The sequence below is a fragment of the Arsenicicoccus cauae genome, assembly GCF_043162025.1.
In the GTDB taxonomy this organism is placed as follows: Bacteria; Actinomycetota; Actinomycetes; order Actinomycetales; family Dermatophilaceae; genus Arsenicicoccus; species Arsenicicoccus cauae.
Window position 1 is genome coordinate 2772875 of the sequence record NZ_CP171001.1, and the last position, 17897, is coordinate 2790771.

15 protein-coding genes and 1 tRNA gene are annotated in these 17897 nt (G+C 71.5%); 4 read left to right on the top strand and 12 right to left on the bottom strand.

Features of this window, described 5'->3' with window-relative positions:
- Positions 1 to 99: 99 nt before the first annotated feature.
- The gene (gene rpsA / locus ACF3NS_RS12995; RefSeq protein WP_154591925.1) at positions 100 to 1596 is read right to left on the bottom strand and encodes a 30S ribosomal protein S1; all 1497 of its coding nucleotides are present in this window, start codon (positions 1594 to 1596) and stop codon (positions 100 to 102) included.
- Between the two features lie 143 nt (positions 1597 to 1739).
- On the opposite strand from rpsA, the gene ACF3NS_RS13000 reads away from it, so the two are divergent.
- Positions 1740 to 2591 carry a class I SAM-dependent methyltransferase gene (locus tag ACF3NS_RS13000; protein ID WP_392466507.1) on the top strand — a complete coding sequence of 284 codons (852 nt, stop codon included), beginning with the start codon at positions 1740 to 1742 and terminating at the stop codon, positions 2589 to 2591.
- 145 nt (positions 2592 to 2736) lie between these two features.
- On the top strand, positions 2737 to 4437 hold the full coding sequence (locus ACF3NS_RS13005) for a formate--tetrahydrofolate ligase (protein WP_392466508.1): 1701 nt from the start codon (positions 2737 to 2739) through the stop codon (positions 4435 to 4437).
- Between the two features lie 37 nt (positions 4438 to 4474).
- Here ACF3NS_RS13005 and mnhG read toward each other — a convergent pair whose 3' ends face one another.
- The 7 genes from mnhG to polA form a co-directional block, all read right to left on the bottom strand.
- Positions 4475 to 4807 carry a monovalent cation/H(+) antiporter subunit G gene (gene mnhG, locus ACF3NS_RS13010; RefSeq protein WP_154591927.1) on the bottom strand — a complete coding sequence of 111 codons (333 nt, stop codon included), beginning with the start codon at positions 4805 to 4807 and terminating at the stop codon, positions 4475 to 4477.
- Positions 4804 to 5172 (bottom strand): monovalent cation/H+ antiporter complex subunit F, encoded by a 369-nt coding sequence (locus ACF3NS_RS13015; protein ID WP_154591928.1) that lies wholly within the window; start codon positions 5170 to 5172, stop codon positions 4804 to 4806. The genes mnhG and ACF3NS_RS13015 overlap by 4 nt, the downstream gene beginning before the upstream one ends.
- Positions 5169 to 5699: a Na+/H+ antiporter subunit E gene (locus ACF3NS_RS13020; RefSeq protein ID WP_288797556.1), complete on the bottom strand. Its 531-nt coding sequence runs from the start codon at positions 5697 to 5699 to the stop codon at positions 5169 to 5171. The genes ACF3NS_RS13015 and ACF3NS_RS13020 overlap by 4 nt, the downstream gene beginning before the upstream one ends.
- An 8-nt stretch (positions 5700 to 5707) precedes the next feature.
- Entirely contained in the window at positions 5708 to 7294 is a 1587-nt protein-coding gene (locus ACF3NS_RS13025; protein WP_392466511.1) for a Na+/H+ antiporter subunit D, read from the bottom strand.
- Positions 7291 to 7761 carry a Na(+)/H(+) antiporter subunit C gene (locus ACF3NS_RS13030; RefSeq protein ID WP_392466513.1) on the bottom strand — a complete coding sequence of 157 codons (471 nt, stop codon included), beginning with the start codon at positions 7759 to 7761 and terminating at the stop codon, positions 7291 to 7293. The genes ACF3NS_RS13025 and ACF3NS_RS13030 overlap by 4 nt, the downstream gene beginning before the upstream one ends.
- Positions 7758 to 10583 (bottom strand): Na+/H+ antiporter subunit A, encoded by a 2826-nt coding sequence (locus tag ACF3NS_RS13035; RefSeq protein ID WP_392466516.1) that lies wholly within the window; start codon positions 10581 to 10583, stop codon positions 7758 to 7760. The genes ACF3NS_RS13030 and ACF3NS_RS13035 overlap by 4 nt, the downstream gene beginning before the upstream one ends.
- 127 nt (positions 10584 to 10710) lie before the next feature.
- Complete coding sequence (gene polA / locus ACF3NS_RS13040; RefSeq protein ID WP_392466519.1) at positions 10711 to 13410, bottom strand: DNA polymerase I; 2700 nt, start codon at positions 13408 to 13410, stop codon at positions 10711 to 10713.
- A 19-nt stretch (positions 13411 to 13429) separates the two neighbouring features.
- On the opposite strand from polA, the gene ACF3NS_RS13045 reads away from it, so the two are divergent.
- The gene (locus ACF3NS_RS13045) at positions 13430 to 13870 is read left to right on the top strand and encodes a hotdog fold thioesterase (RefSeq protein WP_392466522.1); all 441 of its coding nucleotides are present in this window, start codon (positions 13430 to 13432) and stop codon (positions 13868 to 13870) included.
- A gap of 9 nt (positions 13871 to 13879) precedes the next feature.
- Here ACF3NS_RS13045 and ACF3NS_RS13050 read toward each other — a convergent pair whose 3' ends face one another.
- Entirely contained in the window at positions 13880 to 14479 is a 600-nt protein-coding gene (locus ACF3NS_RS13050) for a GNAT family N-acetyltransferase (protein ID WP_392466524.1), read from the bottom strand.
- A 184-nt stretch (positions 14480 to 14663) separates the two neighbouring features.
- Between ACF3NS_RS13050 and ACF3NS_RS13055 the strand changes: the two genes are divergently transcribed.
- Positions 14664 to 15458, top strand: a complete 795-nt coding sequence (locus ACF3NS_RS13055) for a DUF554 domain-containing protein (RefSeq protein ID WP_392466527.1) — start codon at positions 14664 to 14666, stop codon at positions 15456 to 15458.
- A 77-nt stretch (positions 15459 to 15535) separates the two neighbouring features.
- Here the strand turns inward: ACF3NS_RS13055 and ACF3NS_RS13060 are convergent, their stop codons facing one another.
- The 3 genes from ACF3NS_RS13060 to pyk all read right to left on the bottom strand — a co-directional run bounded on the left by ACF3NS_RS13060 (position 15536) and on the right by pyk (position 17803).
- On the bottom strand, positions 15536 to 16144 hold the full coding sequence (locus ACF3NS_RS13060) for an ANTAR domain-containing response regulator (protein ID WP_392466528.1): 609 nt from the start codon (positions 16142 to 16144) through the stop codon (positions 15536 to 15538).
- Positions 16145 to 16201: 57 nt separating this feature from the next.
- Positions 16202 to 16287, bottom strand: a tRNA-Leu gene (locus ACF3NS_RS13065).
- A gap of 61 nt (positions 16288 to 16348) precedes the next feature.
- Complete coding sequence (pyk, locus tag ACF3NS_RS13070) at positions 16349 to 17803, bottom strand: pyruvate kinase (RefSeq protein WP_154591936.1); 1455 nt, start codon at positions 17801 to 17803, stop codon at positions 16349 to 16351.
- Positions 17804 to 17897: the final 94 nt, after the last annotated feature.

Genomic DNA, 17897 nt, shown 5'->3' on the forward strand with positions numbered 1-17897 from the left:
TCGGCGGCGGGGACGCCACGCGCACGACGACGGCCCCGCCCACCTGGGGTGGACGGGGCCGTCGGCCGGGACCGGGCGAGGTGCGCCTGGTCTGGTGGCTCAGTTGGAGCCGGTGAGCTTCTCGCGCAGAGCGGCCAGCGCCTCGTCGGAGGCGAGGGTGCCCTCGCTCGAGGAGGACGACGACACGGACGACGCGGACGTGCTCTCGGAGCCGGAGCCGCCCGAGGAGTAGGACGTCGGGGCCTCCGGGTTGGCGGCAGCCTCGGCGTCGGCCCTGGCGGCCTCCTCGACCTGGGTCTTGTGCGCCTCCCACAGCGAGTGGGCCTCGGCGTACTGCTTCTCCCACTTCTCGCGCTGGGTCTCGAAGCCCTCGAGCCACTCGTTGGTCTCGGGGTCGAAGCCCTCGGGGTACTTGTAGTTGCCCTGCTCGTCGTACTCGGCGGCCATGCCGTACTGCGTCGGGTCGAACTCGTCGGAGACGACGGACGCGTCGTTGGCCTGCTTGAGCGACAGCGAGATGCGGCGACGCTCGAGGTCGATGTCGATGACGCGGACGAAGATGTCGTCGCCCACGTTGACGACCTGCTCCGGCAGCTCCACGTGGCGCTCGGCCAGCTCGGAGATGTGGACCAGACCCTCGATGCCCTCCTCGACGCGCACGAACGCACCGAACGGGACGAGCTTGGTGACCTTGCCCGGCACGACCTGGCCGATGGCGTGGGTGCGGGCGAAGTGCTGCCACGGGTCCTCCTGGGTCGCCTTCAGCGACAGGGAGACACGCTCGCGGTCCATGTCCACGTCGAGCACCTCGACGGTGACCTCCTGGCCCACCTCGACGACCTCGGACGGGTGGTCGATGTGCTTCCAGGACAGCTCGGAGACGTGGACGAGACCGTCGACGCCGCCCAGGTCCACGAAGGCACCGAAGTTGACGATGGAGGAGACGACACCGGAGCGGACCTGGCCCTTGCCGAGCTCCTTGAGGAAGGTGGTGCGGACCTCGGACTGGGTCTGCTCCAACCACGCGCGACGCGACAGGACCACGTTGTTGCGGTTCTTGTCGAGCTCGATGATCTTGGCCTCGATCTCCTTGCCGACGTACGGCTGGAGGTCGCGGACGCGACGCATCTCGACCAGGGAGGCGGGCAGGAAGCCGCGCAGCCCGATGTCGAGGATGAGGCCGCCCTTGACGACCTCGATGACGGTGCCGGTGACGACGCCGTCCTCCTCCTTGACCTTCTCGACCGTGCCCCAGGCGCGCTCGTACTGGGCGCGCTTCTTGGACAGGATCAGACGACCCTCCTTGTCCTCCTTCTGGAGGACCAGGGCCTCGACCTCGTCGCCCACGGAAACGACCTCGGACGGGTCGACGTCGTGCTTGATCGAGAGCTCACGGCTCGGGATGACACCCTCGGTCTTGTAACCGATGTCGAGCAGGACCTCGTCCCGGTCGACCTTGACGATGACACCGTCGACGATGTCTCCGTCGTTGAAGTACTTGATCGTCTCGTCGATCGCGGCGAGGAAGTCCTCCTCAGATCCGATGTCGTTGATCGCGACCTGAGGGGCGGTCTTTTCGACCGGGCTGGCAGTCATGTAGTAGGAACTCCGATGGTGGACAGATTGAATAGGTGGGATCGTGCACGTGCCCCGGGCCGCCGGCTTTCGCGCGCGGTCACGCACGAGACACCCGCCTATCCTAACGGTCCTGTCACGCACCGGTCAAAGCAGGAGGCAGTATGACGAGCGCCCACCGCGGTCGCTTCGCCGGCGTCAGCCGGCGCGACGCCGACCAGGGCGAGTCGGCCCGCGCCAACAAGGGCTGGTGGGACGCCGAGGCGGGCGACTACTACGCCGAGCACGGGGCCTTCCTCGGTGACTCAGACCTGGTTTGGGGCCCGGAGGGCCTGCGCGAGCACGACGCCCGGACCCTCGGCCCGGCCGACCGACTCGTCGGGCTCCGCGTCCTCGAGATCGGCGGGGGCGCGGCCCAGGGGGGCCGGTGGCTGGCGGACCAGGGGGCGGTCGTCGTGTCCACCGACCTGTCCACGGGGATGCTCGCGCAGGCGCGCAGCATCGACGCGCGGCGGGCGGACGGCATACGGGCGGGGCAGCCTCCGGTGGCGCCGCTCCCCCTGCTGGCGTGCGACGCCGCCGCGCTGCCGTTCGCGGACGCGAGCTTCGACCTGGTGCTGACCGCCTACGGGGCGGTGCCCTTCGTCGCCGACTCGGCCGCGGTCATGCGGGAGGCGGCGCGTGTGCTGCGCCCGGGCGGCAGGTTCACCTTCTCCACCACGCACCCGATCCGCTGGGCCTTCCCCGACGTCCCGGGAGAGGCCGGGCTGACCGCGTCGAGCTCCTACTTCGACCGCTCCCCCTACGTCGAGGAGGACGACGTCGGCAACGCCCTCTACGTCGAGCACCACCGCACCCTCGGCGACCGGGTGCGGGAGATCACCGCCGCCGGTCTGCGCCTCGTGGACCTGGTCGAGCCCGAGTGGCCGGCGGGGCACGAGCAGGTGTGGGGCGGCTGGAGCCCGCTGCGGGGACGACTCATCCCCGGCACCGCGATCTACGTCTGCGAGCGCTGAGCGAGGGATCGCCCTGGCCGGCGACCGCCGCGGGACGCGACATCCGCGCCCCCTCGACGGGGAGGCCGCCGCCCCGCCCGCACCCCCTCCCGGCCGGGCGACCCCGGCCGGGAGGGGGTGGAGGCGGTCCGACATACTCGCCGTCGTGGACACAAAGCCGTTTCCCTCAGACATCGAGATCGCGCGATCCGCTGATCTCGCCCCCATCCCCGAGGTCGCCGCCACCGTCGGCATCGACGCCTCGCACCTGATCCCCTACGGCCCGCACGTGGCCAAGGTCGAGCTCGACGTCATCGACGAGATGCGGGACCTGCCCGACGCGAAGTACGTCGTCATCACCGCCATCACCCCCACGCCGCTCGGCGAGGGCAAGACCACGACCGCGGTCGGGCTCGCCCAGGGCCTGGCGCGCGTCGGCCGCAAGCCGGTGCTGGCGCTGCGCCAGCCGTCGCTCGGCCCCGTCTTCGGCGTCAAGGGCGGCGCAGCCGGCGGCGGCTACAGCCAGATCGTGCCGATGGAGATGCTCAACCTGCACCTCACGGGCGACTTCCATGCCATCACCGCGGCGCACAACCTGCTCGCCGCGATGGTCGCCAACCACCTGCACTTCGGCAACGAGCTCGGGCTCGACGACATCCAGTGGCGCCGCGTCCTGGACGTCAACGACCGCTCGCTGCGGCACATCATCGAGGGCTGCGGGGCCAAGACGGAAGGCGTGACCCGCCAGGCCGGCTTCGACATCACCGCGGCGTCGGAGGTGATGGTCATCATGGCCCTGGCCACCTCGCTGCGGGACCTGCGCGAGCGGCTCGGCCGCATCGTCGTCGGCTTCACCAAGGACAAGCGGCCCGTCACGGCGGAGCAGATCGGCGCGGCGGGCGCGATGTGCGTGCTGCTCAAGGACGCCCTCAAGCCCAACCTGATGCAGACCCTGGAGCACACCCCGGCCCTCATCCACACCGGCCCGTTCGGCAACATCGCGATCGGCAACTCCTCGATCATCGCCGACCGCGTCGGCATCAAGGCTGGCGACATCCTGCTCACCGAGGCGGGGTTCGCCGCCGACATGGGCGCCGAGCGGTTCTTCAACGTCAAGTGCCGGGCGGCCGGGCTCACCCCGCAGGCCGCGGTGCTCGTCGCCACGGTCCGCGCGCTCAAGTCCCACTCCGGGCGCTACGAGGTCAAGGCCGGCAAGCCGCTGCCCGAGGGCATGCTGCTGGAGTCGCCCGAGGACGTCGAGGCGGGCTGCGACAACCTGCGCAAGCACATCCAGATCATCCAGGACTTCGGGGTGCAGCCGGTCGTCGCCATCAACGCCTTCCCCACCGACCACCCGTCCGAGCACGACGTGATCCGGCGCGTCGCGGAGGAGATGGGCGCGCGTTGCGCGGTCTCCACCCACGTCAAGGACGGTGGCGCCGGGGCGGAGGACCTCGCCCGCACGGTCGTGGAGGCCTGCAACGACGAGGTCCACTTCACGCCGACCTACGACTTCGAGGACTCCCTGGAGACCAAGATCCGCAAGATCGCCACCAAGGTGTATGGCGCCAACGGGATCTCGCTCGACCCGGCCGCCGCCAAGGCCCTCGCGATGTACACCGACCAGGGCTACGGCCACCTGCCGGTCCTCATCGCCAAGACGCAGATGTCGCTGTCGCACGACGCGACCCTCAAGGGCGCGCCCCGCGGCTGGACCCTGCCGGTCCGCGAGGTGCGGCTCGCTGCCGGTGCCGGCTACGTCTATGCGATCTGCGGGTCGATGATGACGATGCCGGGCCTGTCGAAGTCGCCCGCCGCGATGCGCATCGACATCGACGCCGACGGCAACACGGTCGGGTTGTTCTGACCCTCTCCGCGGGGCGAGGCCAGGGAGGGTCGGGCGGCTAGGTCCGCTCGACCTTCTCGTCGTCCCGCACGCCGGGCACCTGACCGGTGCGGACCGCCGCCCGGCTCAGCAGGTGCGAGGAGACCGGGGCGCTCGCCATCTGAAAGATCGCGACGAGCAGCAGCATCCCGACGTCGAGCGGGGAGTGCCGACCGATGCCGACCCCGAGCAGCACCAGCAGGATCCCCAGGGTCTGCGGCTTGGTCGCGGCATGCATGCGCGAGAGCAGGTCGGGGAAGCGCGCCAGCCCGATTGCGGCGCACAGGCACAGCAGCGACCCGAGGGCCAGGCAGACAAGCGCGGCGAGGTCGGCGACGGCGGTCCAGGTCATCGGTTGCCCCCGTGGTCGTCGGCGACACCCTGGTCCTCGTCGAAGCCGCTGACCTCGGCGGGCTCGGGCACGTCGGACCCGGGCCGACCGGCCTCCCGCAGCCCGAGGTCGGAGTCACCGGCGACGAACCGCGACACGGCGACCGTCGCCACGAACCCGACCAGCGACAGGGACACGAGGACCGGCAGCGTCGTCGAGTGGTCCCGCACGACCGCCTCCACCCCGAGCGCACAGATGATGACCGCCACGAGCACGTCGCTCGCCAGCGTGCGGTTGAGCACCGTGGGACCCGTCACCAGGCGCCAGAGCACGAGCAGCGCCGCCGCCAGCAGAATGGTCACGATCAGCCACACCAGCACCGTCATCGCCCGGCCTCCTCGTGCTCGCGGGTATGCCGCCCCGGCTGCGCCGGGTCCTTGCCGAGTGCGCGGTGCACGCGGCGCTCCAGCGCGGCGACCCGCTCCCGCTCGGCCTGCAGGTCCGCGGGGTCGGTGCGGTCCAGGACGTGCATCGTCAGCACCCCCGACGACGGGTCGAGGTCGACCACGACCGTGCCGGGCACGAGGGACGTCAGCTCGGCCACCACGGTGCGCAGCAGGTCGTCGTGCACCGTGAGCTGCACCTCGATCACCGCTCCGGTCCCGATCGGCCGGGGGCGCACAGCCAGCCAGGCGACCGCGAGGCTGGCCGTGACCAGGTCCTTGAGGAAGGTGCCGACCAGGACGAGCAGCCCCCAGGGGTGGACCCGGACGCCGGACATGACGTGCGGCAGGGGAAAGAGCACCTGGACCACCAGGGCGACCAGGAGTCCCGCGAGGACGTTGCCCCACGAGACGTTGCCCCAGAGCAGGACCCACACCAGGGCGAGACCGAGGGTCGGGGTGAGACGCACGCGGCTGCTCATCGCGACACCCCGTGCAGGACGGCGGCGGTGTAGCCGTCCGGCTGGGCGAGCTGACCCGCCGCGGCATCGGTGACGTGGTAGAGCGGGCCGGCCGCGAAGGTGATGGCCACGCTGACCGCGACCAGCAGCGTGGTCGGCAGGACGGTGCCGAGGGGCAGGCGTCGTCCGGCGACCACCTCGGCCGCGCTGTCGCCGGTGACGACGATCACGTCGTCGTCACCCCCGTCGTCGTCCGGCACCGCGGCCCGTGGCGACCTCCAGAACACCCGGCCCCACACCCGGCTGATGGCGTAGAGGGTGAGCAGGCTGGTGATCACGGACCCCGCGACGAGGAGGTAGGAGAGCCAGGTGCCTGCCGCCACCCCGGCCTGGATGAGCCCCACCTTGCCCAGGAAGCCCGAGAACGGCGGTATGCCCGCGAGGTTCATGGCGGGGACGAAGAACAGGAGGGCGAGCCCCGGCGACAGTCTCCCCAGCCCGCCCAGGTGGCTGAGCGAGGTGGAGCCGCCGCGAGCCTCGATCAGGCCGGTGACCAGGAACAACGCGGTCTGGATGGTGATGTGGTGGGCGGTGTAGAAGATGGCCGACGACAGCCCGGTCTCGTTGCCGACGGCGACGCCGAAGACGAGATAGCCGATGTGCGAGACGAGCGTGAAGGAGATCAGTCGCTTGATGTCGTCCTGGGCGACGGCACCGAGGATGCCCACCAGCATCGTCAGCAGCCCGGCCCACATCAGCACGCCGTCGAGGCGACCGTCGGGAAAGAGCAGGGTCTGCGTGCGGATCATGGCGTAGACGCCGACCTTGGTGAGCAGTCCCGCGAACACCGCCGTGACCGGTGCCGGCGCCGTGGGATAGGAGTCCGGCAACCAGCCGGACATGGGGAACACCGCGGCCTTGATGCAGAAGCCCAGGAGGAGCATGCCGTGCAGGAGCCCCTGCTGGCCCGCGGGCAGGGCGCCGAGGCGCCCGGACAGCTCCGCCAGGTTGACCGTGCCCGTGGCGGCGTAGACGAGCGCGATGGCGACGAGGAACAGCAACGAGGACAACAGGTTGACGACGACGTAGTTGGCCCCTGCCCGCACCCGGGAGGCCGTGCCCCCCAGGGTGAGCAGGACGAAGCTGGCGAACAGCAGCATCTCGAAACCGACGTACAGGTGGAACAGGTCACCGGAGACGAAGGTCGTGGAGACGCCGGCGGCGAGCACGAGCATCGTGGGGTGAAAGATCGGGAGGGGCGCCCCCCCGTCGTGCTCGCTGTCGTCCGAGGCGCGGCCCTGCCCGATGGAGTAGAGCATGACCGCCAGGGTGACCGTCGAGGACACCAGGAGCATCAGCCCGGACAACCGGTCCACGACGAGGACGATGCCGTCGGCCGGGGACCAGCCGCCGGCGTTCACCACCAGCGTGCCCCGGGTGTGGGCACCCCACAGGAGCACCGCAGAGACCACCACGGAGGCGGTGAGCACGAGGGTGCTCACCATCCTCTGCACCGCCTGCTGCCCGGACGCCACGACGGTCAGCCCGGCCCCGACGAGGGGCAGCACCACGGGCAGCGGCACCAGCGGCCCTGGGTCGATCATCGGTGGTCTCCCCGGTCGTCGGTCGCCGCGTCGGCGAGGGCGTGCGGATCGGTGGTGTCGGCGTAGTCGGTGTCGGGAACCCGGTCGGAGTCGGCCAGCTGACCGATCCGGGTGTCCTCGGGATCGTCCTCGACGTTGTCGCTCGACGAGAGCTGCCAGGACCGGTGCGCGAGCGCCAGGCAGTAGGCGGTCACCGCCAGCATGATCACGATGGCCGTCAGCACCATGGCCTGCGGCAGGGGGTCGGAGATGCCGTCGGCACCGACGGTCACGCCGTCCGCCGAGGCCTTGCCGACGATGGGTGCGCGCCCGGGTGCGCCGGAGGCGACGAGGAAGACGACGTTGACGCCGTTGCTCATGAGCAGGACGCCCAGCAGGGCTCGCACCAGGCTGCGCGCCATGAGGAGCACCACGCCCGAGCCGAAGAGGATGCCGGCGAGGACGACGAGCGTGAGGTTGACGGTCATCGGCCGGCCCTCCCGCTGATCTCGCGGTCGAGGGCGGCCCCGAGGGACCTGAGGATGTCGAGCATTAGTCCGATCACGACGAGATAGACCCCGATGTCGAAGAACACCGAGGACACCAGGTGCAGGTGGCCCACCAGCGGCAGCTCGACGTCCGCGTCCCAGCTCTGCAGGACGTCACCGCCCACCAGCATGGAGACCAGGCCGAAACCGGCGGACAGGAACAGCCCGGTGCCGAGCAGCGCCCCGGGCATGAGCGGGAGCGCGGCCCGCAGCTCGACCCGCCCGCCGGCGAGGTAGCGCACGGTGAGCGCGAGGCCGGCGACCAGCCCCGCCGCGAAGCCGCCGCCCGGGTTGTTGTGGCCGGCGAACAGCAGGTAGAGGGACCAGACCATGATGGCCGGGAAGATCAGCCGCGTGATCACGGCGAAGATCAGCGACGGCTCCTCGGTCCGCTCGCCCGTGGGCACGGCCAGCCAGCTGGGCCGGCCCTCCCGCGTGCGGTCGCGCAGACGCCTGGCCTCGTCGAGCCGCCTGCGGGTCGCCAGGACCCGGTCGTGGCTGAGGTAGATCAGGCTGGCGACCCCGGTCGCCGCGACCAGGACCACGGCGATCTCCCCCATGGTGTCCCAGGCTCGGATGTCGACCAGGGCGACGTTGACGATGTTCTCCCCGCCGCCGAAGCTCGTCGCTCCCACCGGCCACCCGGCGGACCCCGGGGGCGCCGTGCGCGCCCCCGCGGCGGCGAGGGCGGCCCCGCTCACCAGCACCCCGGACACGACGCCGAGCGCGATGCGCAGGCTGCGGTTGCCGCGGGACGGGTTGTCGTTGAACTTGCCGCTCAGCCGCCGCAGGACGAGCACGAAGACCACGATCGACACGGTCTCGACCAGGACCTGCGTCAGGGCGAGGTCGGGGGCGCCGTGGAGCAGGAACAGGACGGCGCTCGCGTAGCCCGTGACCCCGACGAGGAAGACGCCGCGCAGCCGCCGCCGGGACCGCACGGCCATGACGGATGCCAGGGCGGCCACCACGGCCACGACCGCCTGCGCAGGGGTGTCCCACCAGCGGGTGCGGGGCATCGCGCCGATGCCGAGGAGCCCGGCCGCGGTGAGGCCGATGAACACGACCAGGATCAGCCCCAGCGACAGCGGCAGGGACCCCCGCTGCGCCGCGCCGGTCACCTCGATCGAGCCTCGGTCGAGGGCGCGCATCACCCAGCGGTATGCCGACACCGCGGCCGGGGGGTGGGGCAGGCGGCGCTGGGCCGTCTCGAGGGGGCGCCGCACCGCCACCAGCGCCAGGCCGACGACGACCGTGAGGACACTCAGCCACAGGGCCGGCGTCAGGCCGTGCCAGAGCGCGAGGTGGATGGGATGGTCCGAGGGGGGCCAGCTCGCGGCATACGGCTCGACGAGGTGCTGCGCGGCGCCGAGGAAGGGGCTGGCCAGCACGCTGCCCAGCCCGAGGAGGGCCGGCACCCACACGACCGGGCGGTGGAGTGCGTGATAGGGGGTGTCCTCCCGGCCCGGCACGTCGCTCCACGCTCCGAGGAGGAAGCGAGCGCTGTAGGCGAAGGTCAGCATGGAGCCGATGACGAGCACGACGAGCACCGGCCGGCTCCACGCCTGACCGCCGTGCCAGTAGGTCTCGTAGACCGCCTCCTTGCCGACGAAGCCCAGGGTCGGGGGCAGCCCCGCCATGGACGCCGCGCACGCGACGGAGGCCGCGAAGACGACAGGCATGCGTCGGCGCAACCCGCTCAGCTGCCGGATGTCCCGGGTGCCGGTGGCGTGGTCGATCGCGCCGACGGACAGGAACAGCCCACCCTTGAAGACCGCGTGGGCGACGAGCATGGCGAGCCCGGCCACGGCGGCCTCGGCCGACCCGGTGCCGACGAGCACCACGAGGAAGCCGAGCTGGGAGACCGTGCCGTAGGCCAGCAGGAGCTTGAGGTCGACCTGCCGCAGCGCGCGGTAGCCCCCCACGAGCATCGTGGCGCAGCCCAGCACGAGGATGACGGGGTGCCACGTGGCGGCGTCGTGGAAGCCCGGCGCAAGCCGGGCCACGAGGTAGATTCCGGCCTTGACCATGGCCGCGGCGTGCAGGTAGGCACTGACGGGGGTCGGCGCGGCCATCGCCCCGGGTAGCCAGAAGTGGAAGGGCACCAGCGCCGACTTGGTGATCGCCCCGACGAGCAGCAGGGCCACGGCGACGGCCACCCCGGGGCCCGCGGGCGGGTGAGCCAGGATCGTCACCAGCGAGTAGGTCCCGGCGCTCTGGCCGAGCATGACGATCCCGACCAGCATCGCGAGGCCGCCGGCCGTGGTCACCACGAGCGCCTGGGTGGCGGCGTTGCGGCTGTCCTCGAGCTGCGAGGAGTGACCCACGAGGAGGTAGGACAGGACGGTGGTGAGCTCCCAGAAGAGGTAGAGCACGAGGAGGTTGTCGCTCAGCACCAGCCCGGTCATCGCGCCGGCGAAGGCCGTCAGGTGCGCGGCGAAGCGGTCCAGCCCCGGCTCGTCGGGCTCGAAGTAACCCGCGCAGTAGATCAGGACGAGCGCCCCCACCACCCCGACGACGAGGCACATCAGCCACGCGAGGGCATCCATGCGGAGCGTCACCGACAACCCCAGCGACGGCACCCAGGTCAGGTCCTCGCGCGGCACGGGGCCCGCGGTGGCCTCGCCGGTGCGCGCCAGGGCGAGACCAGCGGTGGCGGCCGACGGCAGCGCCAGAAGCCAGAACGCTCGGGGTCCCCACAGCCGCACGAGCAGCGGGGCGCACACGGCCGCGAGCAGGTGCAGACCGACGAGGGCGAGCATCGAGCTCCTGAGGTCGTGAGGTCGTGAAGGGGCCAGGGGTGGGCCCCCAGTGAACTCTAGGAGAGTTGGCTGGGCCTGGCCTGGTTGCCCGGTCCTCGAACCGTCGGGTCCGCGGATCGGCCTCCCGTCAGTGCTCGGCGTCCTGCCACGAGCGGCCCACCCCCACGTGGACGTCCAGGGGGACGTCCAGCCGGGCGGCACCACCCATCTCGCGACGCACCAGCGCCTCCACGGTGTCCCGCTCCCCCGGCGCGATCTCGAGCAGCAGCTCGTCGTGCACCTGCAGGAGCATCCGGGACCGCAGGTCCTCGGCGCGCAGGGCCCGGTCGACACCGAGCATCGCCACCTTGATGAGGTCGGCCGCCGAGCCCTGGATCGGGGCGTTGAGGGCCATCCGCTCGGCCATCTCGCGGCGGTTGCGGTTGTCGCTCGTCAGGTCGGGCAGGTAGCGGCGTCGCCCGAGGATGGTCGCGGTGTAGCCCGTGGCACGTGCCTCGGCGACCACCTCGCGCAGGTAGTCGCGGACCCCGCCGAACCGCTCGAAGTAGCCGTCCATCAGCCCCTGGGCCTCGCCCGTGGAGATGCGCAGCTGCTTGGACAGGCCGAAGGCCGACAGGCCGTAGGCGAGCCCATAGCTCATGGCCTTGACCTTGGAGCGCATCGCGGCGGTCACGTCCTCGGGCTCGACCTGGAACACGCGCGACCCCACGAACCGGTGCAGGTCCTCGCCCGTGCGGAAGGCCTCGATGAGCCCGGCGTCACCGGACAGGTGGGCCATGATGCGCATCTCGATCTGGCTGTAGTCGGCCGACATCAGCGACGTGTAGTCCACCGGCTCGTCGCCGTGGCGACCCCGCCCGACCACGAAGACGGACCGGATCCGGCGGCCCTCCTCGGTGCGGATGGGGACGTTCTGCAGGTTGGGCTCGGTGGAGCTGAGCCGACCGGTGGCCGCCACGGTCTGCAGGTAGGTGGTGTGGATCCGTCCGTCCTCCGCGACGGACTTGCGCAGCCCCTCGATCGTGGAGCGGAGCTTGGCCGCGTCGCGGTGCCGCAGCAGGGCCTCGAGGAAGGGGTGCTCGGTCTTGGTGTGCAGATCCGCGAGCGCCTCGGCGTCGGTGGTGTAGCCGGTCTTGGTCCGCTTGGTGCGCGGCATGTCGAGGCGCTCGAAGAGCACGACCTGCAGCTGCTTGGGCGACCCGAGGTTGATGCTGTCGTCGTCGATGGCCGTGTGGGCGTCCGCCTGGGCCTGCGCCACCAGGTCGGCGAAGTGCGACTCGAGGCGGGCCAGCCCCTCCTCGTCGACCGCGATGCCCACCCGCTCCATCTGCGCCAGCACGCTCAGCAGCGGCAGCTCGACGTCGGCGAGCAGCTCGCGCTGCCCGGTGGCGACGAGCTCCTGGTCGAGCACGGCGGACAGGTCGAGGACGGCCCGTGCCTTGACCATGGAGGCCTGGGCCTCGGCGTCCTGGTCGGCGGTGAAGTCCAGCATCCCCTGCCCGTCGCTCGCGCCCTCGACCCGCAGCTCGCGGTGCAGGTGCCGCAGGGTGAGATCGGCGAGGTCGTAGGACCGCTGGTCGGGGCGGACGAGGTAGGCCGCCAGGGCCGTGTCGAGGCGGACACCCGCGACGTCGGCGAAACCCCTCGCCGCCAGCGCCTGGAGCTGGCCCTTGGCGTCGTGCAGGACCTTGGGGACCGAGGCGTCGGCGAGCCAGGCGGCCAGGGCGGCCTCGGCCTCGGGCGTCAGGGACGTGACGTCGAGGTAGGCCCCGGCGCCGTCCTCGGCCGCGAGCGCCAGCCCCTCCACGTCGCCCGTGCCGCGCGCCCATCGTCCGTCGACGACCAGCCCCACCGACCCCGACCGGCCGTGGCTCGACAGCCAGTCCCCCAGCTCGTCGGCCTCCAGCACGGTCCCGTCGAGGTCGAAGCCGGACTCCGCCTCCGGCGCGGCGGACTCCACAGTGGCGAAGAGCCGGTCGCGCAGCACCCGGAACTCGAGCCCGTCGAAGACGCGGTGCACCTCGTCGCGCTCCCAGTTGGCCCGCTGCAGGTCCGCGATGCCGAGCGGCAGGTCCACGTCCGTGACCAGCTGGTTGAGCTGCCGGTTGCGCAGCACCTGGTCGAGGTGGGCTCGCAGCGACTCGCCCGCCTTGCCCTTGATCTCACCGACGTGCTCGACGATCCCCGCGAGGTCGCCATACTGCGTGATCCACTTGGCCGCGGTCTTGGGCCCGACCCCCGGCACGCCCGGGAGGTTGTCGGAGGTCTCCCCCACGAGGGCCGCGAGGTCGCTGTAGCGCTCGGGAGGCACGAGGTACTTGCTCTCGACGGCCGCGGGGTCCATGCGCCACACCTCGGACACGCCGCGGACGGGGTAGAGCAAGGTGGTGCGCTCGTCGACGAGCTGGAAGGCGTCCCGGTCGCCCGAGCAGATCACCACCTCGTCCAGACCCGCGGCGGCCGCCTGCGTCGTGAGCGTGGCGATGATGTCGTCGGCCTCGAACCCCTCGGCCTGCAGGTGCGGGATGCGCATCGCGTCCAGCACCTCCTGGATGAGCGAGACCTGGCCCTTGAACTCGTCGGGCGTCGTGGCGCGGCCCGCCTTGTAGTCCGCGTAGGCCTCGGTGCGGAAGGTCTGGCGCGACAGGTCGAAGGCGACCGCGACGTGCGTCGGCTCCTCGTCGCGCAGCAGGTTGATCAGCATGGAGGTGAAGCCGTAGACGGCGTTGGTGGTCTGCCCTGTCGTCGTCGAGAAGTTCTCGGCCGGCAGGGCGAAGAACGCGCGGTAGGCCAGGGAGTGTCCGTCGAGGAGCAGAAGTCGCGTCACGCATGGCAGCCTAGGCCGTATGACTGACACACCCGCAACGGCGACCGAGCCCGACCCTTCCACCCCCCTCGAGCAGCTGCGGGACGCCGGCCGCGGCACCCTGATCGAGCGGATGGCGATCGAGCTGACCGAGGCGTCCGCGCAGCGGTGCTGCGGGACGATGGACGTCGAGGGCAACACGCAGCCCTACGGGCTGCTCCACGGTGGCGCCTCGGTGGTCCTCGCGGAGACCCTCGGCAGCATCGCGGCCATGCTGGCCGCAGGACCGGGCAGGTATGCCGTGGGCGTCGACATCAACGCCACGCACCACCGCTCGGTGCGCTCGGGCGCCGTCACGGGCATCGCCACGGCCGTGCACGTCGGCCGCACCACCGCGTGCTACGACGTCGTGATCAGCGACGAGCAGGGGCGGCGCGTCTGCACCTCGCGGATCACCTGCGCCCTGCGCGACGAGGTGTGACCGGACCCGTCAGGAGGCGCTGGCGCCGGCCTGCACGATCTCCAGCGGCTGGGTGAGACCGGTGCGGGCCCGCAGCGACCGCCGGCGGGCCAGCACCTTGTCGAAGGGGCGGCCCCCCTCCTCGCCGGACAGTCGGCGGCGCAGGGCTGCGGGAGAGGTGATCCTGCGGGTCACGGTGGACGCGAACCCCATCCGGGCAAAGAACCGGTTGAGGTCGCGCGACTGGCTGGGGACGTTGGACACGACGTGGGTGGCGCCGGTCTGCTCGGCCAGCACGGCGGCCTTGGCCAGGAGCAGATGGCCGATCCCGCGACCGCGGCGGGCGGGCGTGACGTAAAGGATCTCCACGGTGACGCAGGCCGAGTCCGTCAGCCCGCTGAGGGGGTTGCTGGTGGCGACCATGAGCCCCACCAGGTCGTCGTCGTGCTCGGCGACCATCGTCGTGACCCCCGGACGGCTGAGGACCTGCTCGAGACGCTCCGCGCCGACCTGCCGCCCGGCACCGTCACCGGCCGGGGTGGCGTCCGCGAGGGCGTCGGACCACAGCCGATGCACGCCGGCCCAGTCCCCGGGCCCGACCAGACGCGCGACGGTCCACGACCGTGCCATGAGTACCTCCAGGGAAATCACCGGGACGAACGGTTGGCGCATGCCTCCCCCGAAGCACTCTCCACAGCAAAATATGGCACGCCCCCCGATGGTTTGGGTAGCCGGGGTGGCCCTCATCGCTTCTCTCCCGGCCACGGACCGGTCGGTCGTCCATGGCGTGCGACCGGACGCCTACTCTGCGCCCATGAGCGCTGCCTTTCCCGGCCTCGGCACGGTCGTCAATGTCGTCGCCGTGCTCCTCGGAGCCTCCCTCGGCATGGTGATCGGCAACCGGCTGCCCGAGCGCACCCGGTCGATCGTGACGGACTGCCTCGGCCTCACCACGCTGCTGATGGCCCTGTTGTCCGCGTGGGAGGTGACCTCGCGCAGCCTGACCGACGCTGTCGGCACGGGTGCCCCCATGCTGATCGTCCTGGGATCCCTGCTCGTCGGCGCCATCTGCGGCTCGGCGCTGCACATCGAGCGACGGCTGGAGGGGCTCGCCGCAGCGGTGCAGCGGCGCGTCCACCGCAGCGCTGCCCCCGGTCCCGACGCAGCCGCCGGGGAAGGCGCTTCGGCCGACGAGGAGCGGGAGAGGTTCATCGAGGGCTGGCTGACGGCGAGCCTGCTGTTCTGCGTCGGGCCGCTCACGATCCTGGGGTCCCTCAACGACGGGCTCGGGCGCGGCATCGACCAGCTCGCCCTCAAGTCGGTGCTGGACGGGTTCGCCGCGCTGGCCTTCGCCTCGACCTTCGGGATCGGGGTGCTGCTGTCGGCGGTCTCGGTCGCCGTCGTCCAGGGCGCCCTGACGGTGGTCGGTGTCCTGCTCGGGTCGGTGCTGCCCGAGGCCCACATCGCGGCGCTGACGGCGACGGGCGGGCTGCTGCTGGTGGCGATCGCGCTGCGCCTGCTACGCATCCGGGAGATCCCCGTCGGGGACCTGCTGCCGGCGCTCGTCGTGGCGCCCCTGCTCACCCAGCTGGTGGTCGCTCTCCGCTGACTCCCGGGACCCCGGACCCCCGGACCCCCAAACCCGGAACCCCGGGGTGGGGGTCCGGGGCCGGGTGGGCGATGGGGCTACTTCTTGGCCTTGTCGTCGCCCATGCCGGTGATGACGGCGTCGGCGACCTGCTTCATCCCCATGCGGCGGTCCATGGCCGTCTTTTGGATCCACCGGAAAGCGTCGGCCTCGCTCAGCTTGAGCTTCGCCATCAGCACGCCCTTGGCCCGGTCGACCGACTTGCGGGTCTCCAGCCGCTCGGACAGGTCGGCGATCTCGGACTCCAGCGCTTGGTACTCCGCCCACCGCGTGACGGCGATGTCGATGGCCGGAGCGAGGTCCGCCGCGGTGAACGGCTTGACGATGTAGGCCATGACGCCCGCGTCGCGCGCGCGCTCGACGAGCTCGGTCTGGCTGAACGCCGTGAGCATCACGACCGGGCAGATCTTGGCGTTGCCGATCTGCTCCGCCGCCGAGATCCCGTCCAGGACAGGCATCTTGACGTCCATGATGACGATATCGGGCTTGTGCTCGGAGGCGAGCTCGACCGCCTGCTCGCCGTTGCTGGCCTGACCGACGATCTCGTGGCCCGCGTCGCGGAGCATCTCCACCAGGTCGAGTCGGATGAGGGCCTCGTCCTCGGCGACGAGGATGCGGCGGCCGGTGGTCACGGGGTGCTCAGTCACCCCGTCACTCTAGTCGCTCACAGGTGCGCCGGGCGACCGGGCAGGCCTTGTGAGCCGTGGTGCCGAGGGCGGGACTCGAACCCGCACGCCCTTGCGGGCGGAGCATTTTGAGTGCTCTGTGTCTGCCATTCCACCACCCCGGCAAGGTGCCCGCCCATGCTACCGGCCCCTGCACGGGCCGGCGTACGGACGGGCGTCACCACGTCAGGCGGGCTGCTCGTCGAGCGTGCGTCCCATCCGGTGGTTGATCGAGTCGCCCATGCGGTGCACCCGCACGGAGTTGGTCGAGCCCTCCACCCCCGGGGGCGTGCCGGCGACGATCACGACATAGTCGCCCTCCTCGACCCGGCCGGCGGCCAGCAGGGCCAGGTCGACCTGCATGACCATTTCGTCGGTGTGGCTGGCCCCCGGCACGAGGAAGGTCTCCACGCCCCAGGACAGCGACAGCCGCGAGCGCGTGGCCTGCTCGGGGCTGAACGCCAGCACCGGGATGCTGCAGCGCAGGCGGGACAGCAGGCGTGCGGACTTGCCGGACTGGGTGAAGGTCACGAGGTAGCGCACGTCGAGGTGGCGCGCGATGTCGACCGCGGCCTGCGTGACCGCGTCACCCACGTGCCAGCGCGGCTCGGGCGTGGGCAGGACGCGGGACAGGCCGTGCTCCTCGGTCGACTCGATGATGCGGGCCATGGCCTGCACCGTCTCGATCGGCCACTTGCCCACCGAGGTCTCGCCCGACAGCATGATCGCGTCCGCGCCGTCGAGCACGGCGTTGGCGCAGTCCGAGGCCTCGGCGCGGGTGGGCCGGGAGTTCTCGATCATCGACTCCAGCACCTGCGTGGCGACGATGACGGGACGGGCGTACTTGCGGCACAGCTCGATCGCGAGCTTCTGCACGATCGGGACCTCCTCGAAGGGCAGCTCCACGCCGAGGTCGCCGCGGGCGACCATGACGGCGTCGAAGCGCTGCACGATCTCCTCGAGGTTGTCGATCGCCTGGGGCTTCTCGATCTTGGCGATGACGGGGACGCGGCGGCCGACCTCGTCCATGATGCGGTGCACGTCGTCGACGTCGGCCGCGGAGCGCACGAAGGACAGGGCGACCATGTCGCAGCCCAGCCGCAGGGCGAACCGCAGGTCCGCCTCGTCCTTGTCGGACAGGGCCGGCACGCTCACGGCCACGCCGGGCAGGTTGATGCCCTTGTTGTTGGAGACGAAGCCGCCCTCGACGACCTCGGTGACCACGTCGGTGTCGGTGACCTCGACGGCGCGCAGGCCGACCTTGCCGTCGTCGATGAGCAGGCGGTCCCCCGGCGAGACGTCGCCCGGCAGGCCCTTGTAGGTCGTGCCGACTCGCTCCTGGTCGCCCTGGACGTCGTCGGTGGTGATGGTGAACCGGTCGCCCTTCGTCAGCAGGATGGGGCCGTTGGCGAACCGCCCGGTGCGGATCTTGGGGCCCTGCAGGTCGACGAGGGTGCCCACCGCGCGGCCGACCTCGTCGGACGCGGCCCGCACGTTGGCGTAGACCTGCTGGTGGTCCTCGTGGGACCCGTGGGAGAAGTTGAGGCGAGCCACGTCCATCCCGGCAGCAACCAGCTTGCGCATCTGCTCGATGGAGGATGTGGCCGGCCCGATGGTGCAGACGATCTTGGCTCGGCGCATGGCTCCCATCCTAGGGCAGTGGCGTGCGCCACAGTGCCGCCGGGACCGGGTGGCGGGAGCCAGGATGGGCCCCGCGCCCATCGAGGGTCCGGGC

Coding starts and splice junctions, on each gene's coding strand:
- ACF3NS_RS13045 (WP_392466522.1), top strand. CDS start 13,430: ATGACTGACACACCCGCAACGGCGACCGAGCCCGACCCTTCCACCCCC.
- ACF3NS_RS13050 (WP_392466524.1), bottom strand. CDS start 14,479: ATGGCACGGTCGTGGACCGTCGCGCGTCTGGTCGGGCCCGGGGACTGG.
- ACF3NS_RS13025 (WP_392466511.1), bottom strand. CDS start 7,294: ATGATCGACCCAGGGCCGCTGGTGCCGCTGCCCGTGGTGCTGCCCCTC.
- ACF3NS_RS13030 (WP_392466513.1), bottom strand. CDS start 7,761: ATGACCGTCAACCTCACGCTCGTCGTCCTCGCCGGCATCCTCTTCGGC.
- pyk (WP_154591936.1), bottom strand. CDS start 17,803: ATGCGCCGAGCCAAGATCGTCTGCACCATCGGGCCGGCCACATCCTCC.
- ACF3NS_RS13000 (WP_392466507.1), top strand. CDS start 1,740: ATGACGAGCGCCCACCGCGGTCGCTTCGCCGGCGTCAGCCGGCGCGAC.
- ACF3NS_RS13015 (WP_154591928.1), bottom strand. CDS start 5,172: ATGACGGTGCTGGTGTGGCTGATCGTGACCATTCTGCTGGCGGCGGCG.
- rpsA (WP_154591925.1), bottom strand. CDS start 1,596: ATGACTGCCAGCCCGGTCGAAAAGACCGCCCCTCAGGTCGCGATCAAC.
- mnhG (WP_154591927.1), bottom strand. CDS start 4,807: ATGACCTGGACCGCCGTCGCCGACCTCGCCGCGCTTGTCTGCCTGGCC.
- ACF3NS_RS13055 (WP_392466527.1), top strand. CDS start 14,664: ATGAGCGCTGCCTTTCCCGGCCTCGGCACGGTCGTCAATGTCGTCGCC.
- ACF3NS_RS13035 (WP_392466516.1), bottom strand. CDS start 10,583: ATGCTCGCCCTCGTCGGTCTGCACCTGCTCGCGGCCGTGTGCGCCCCG.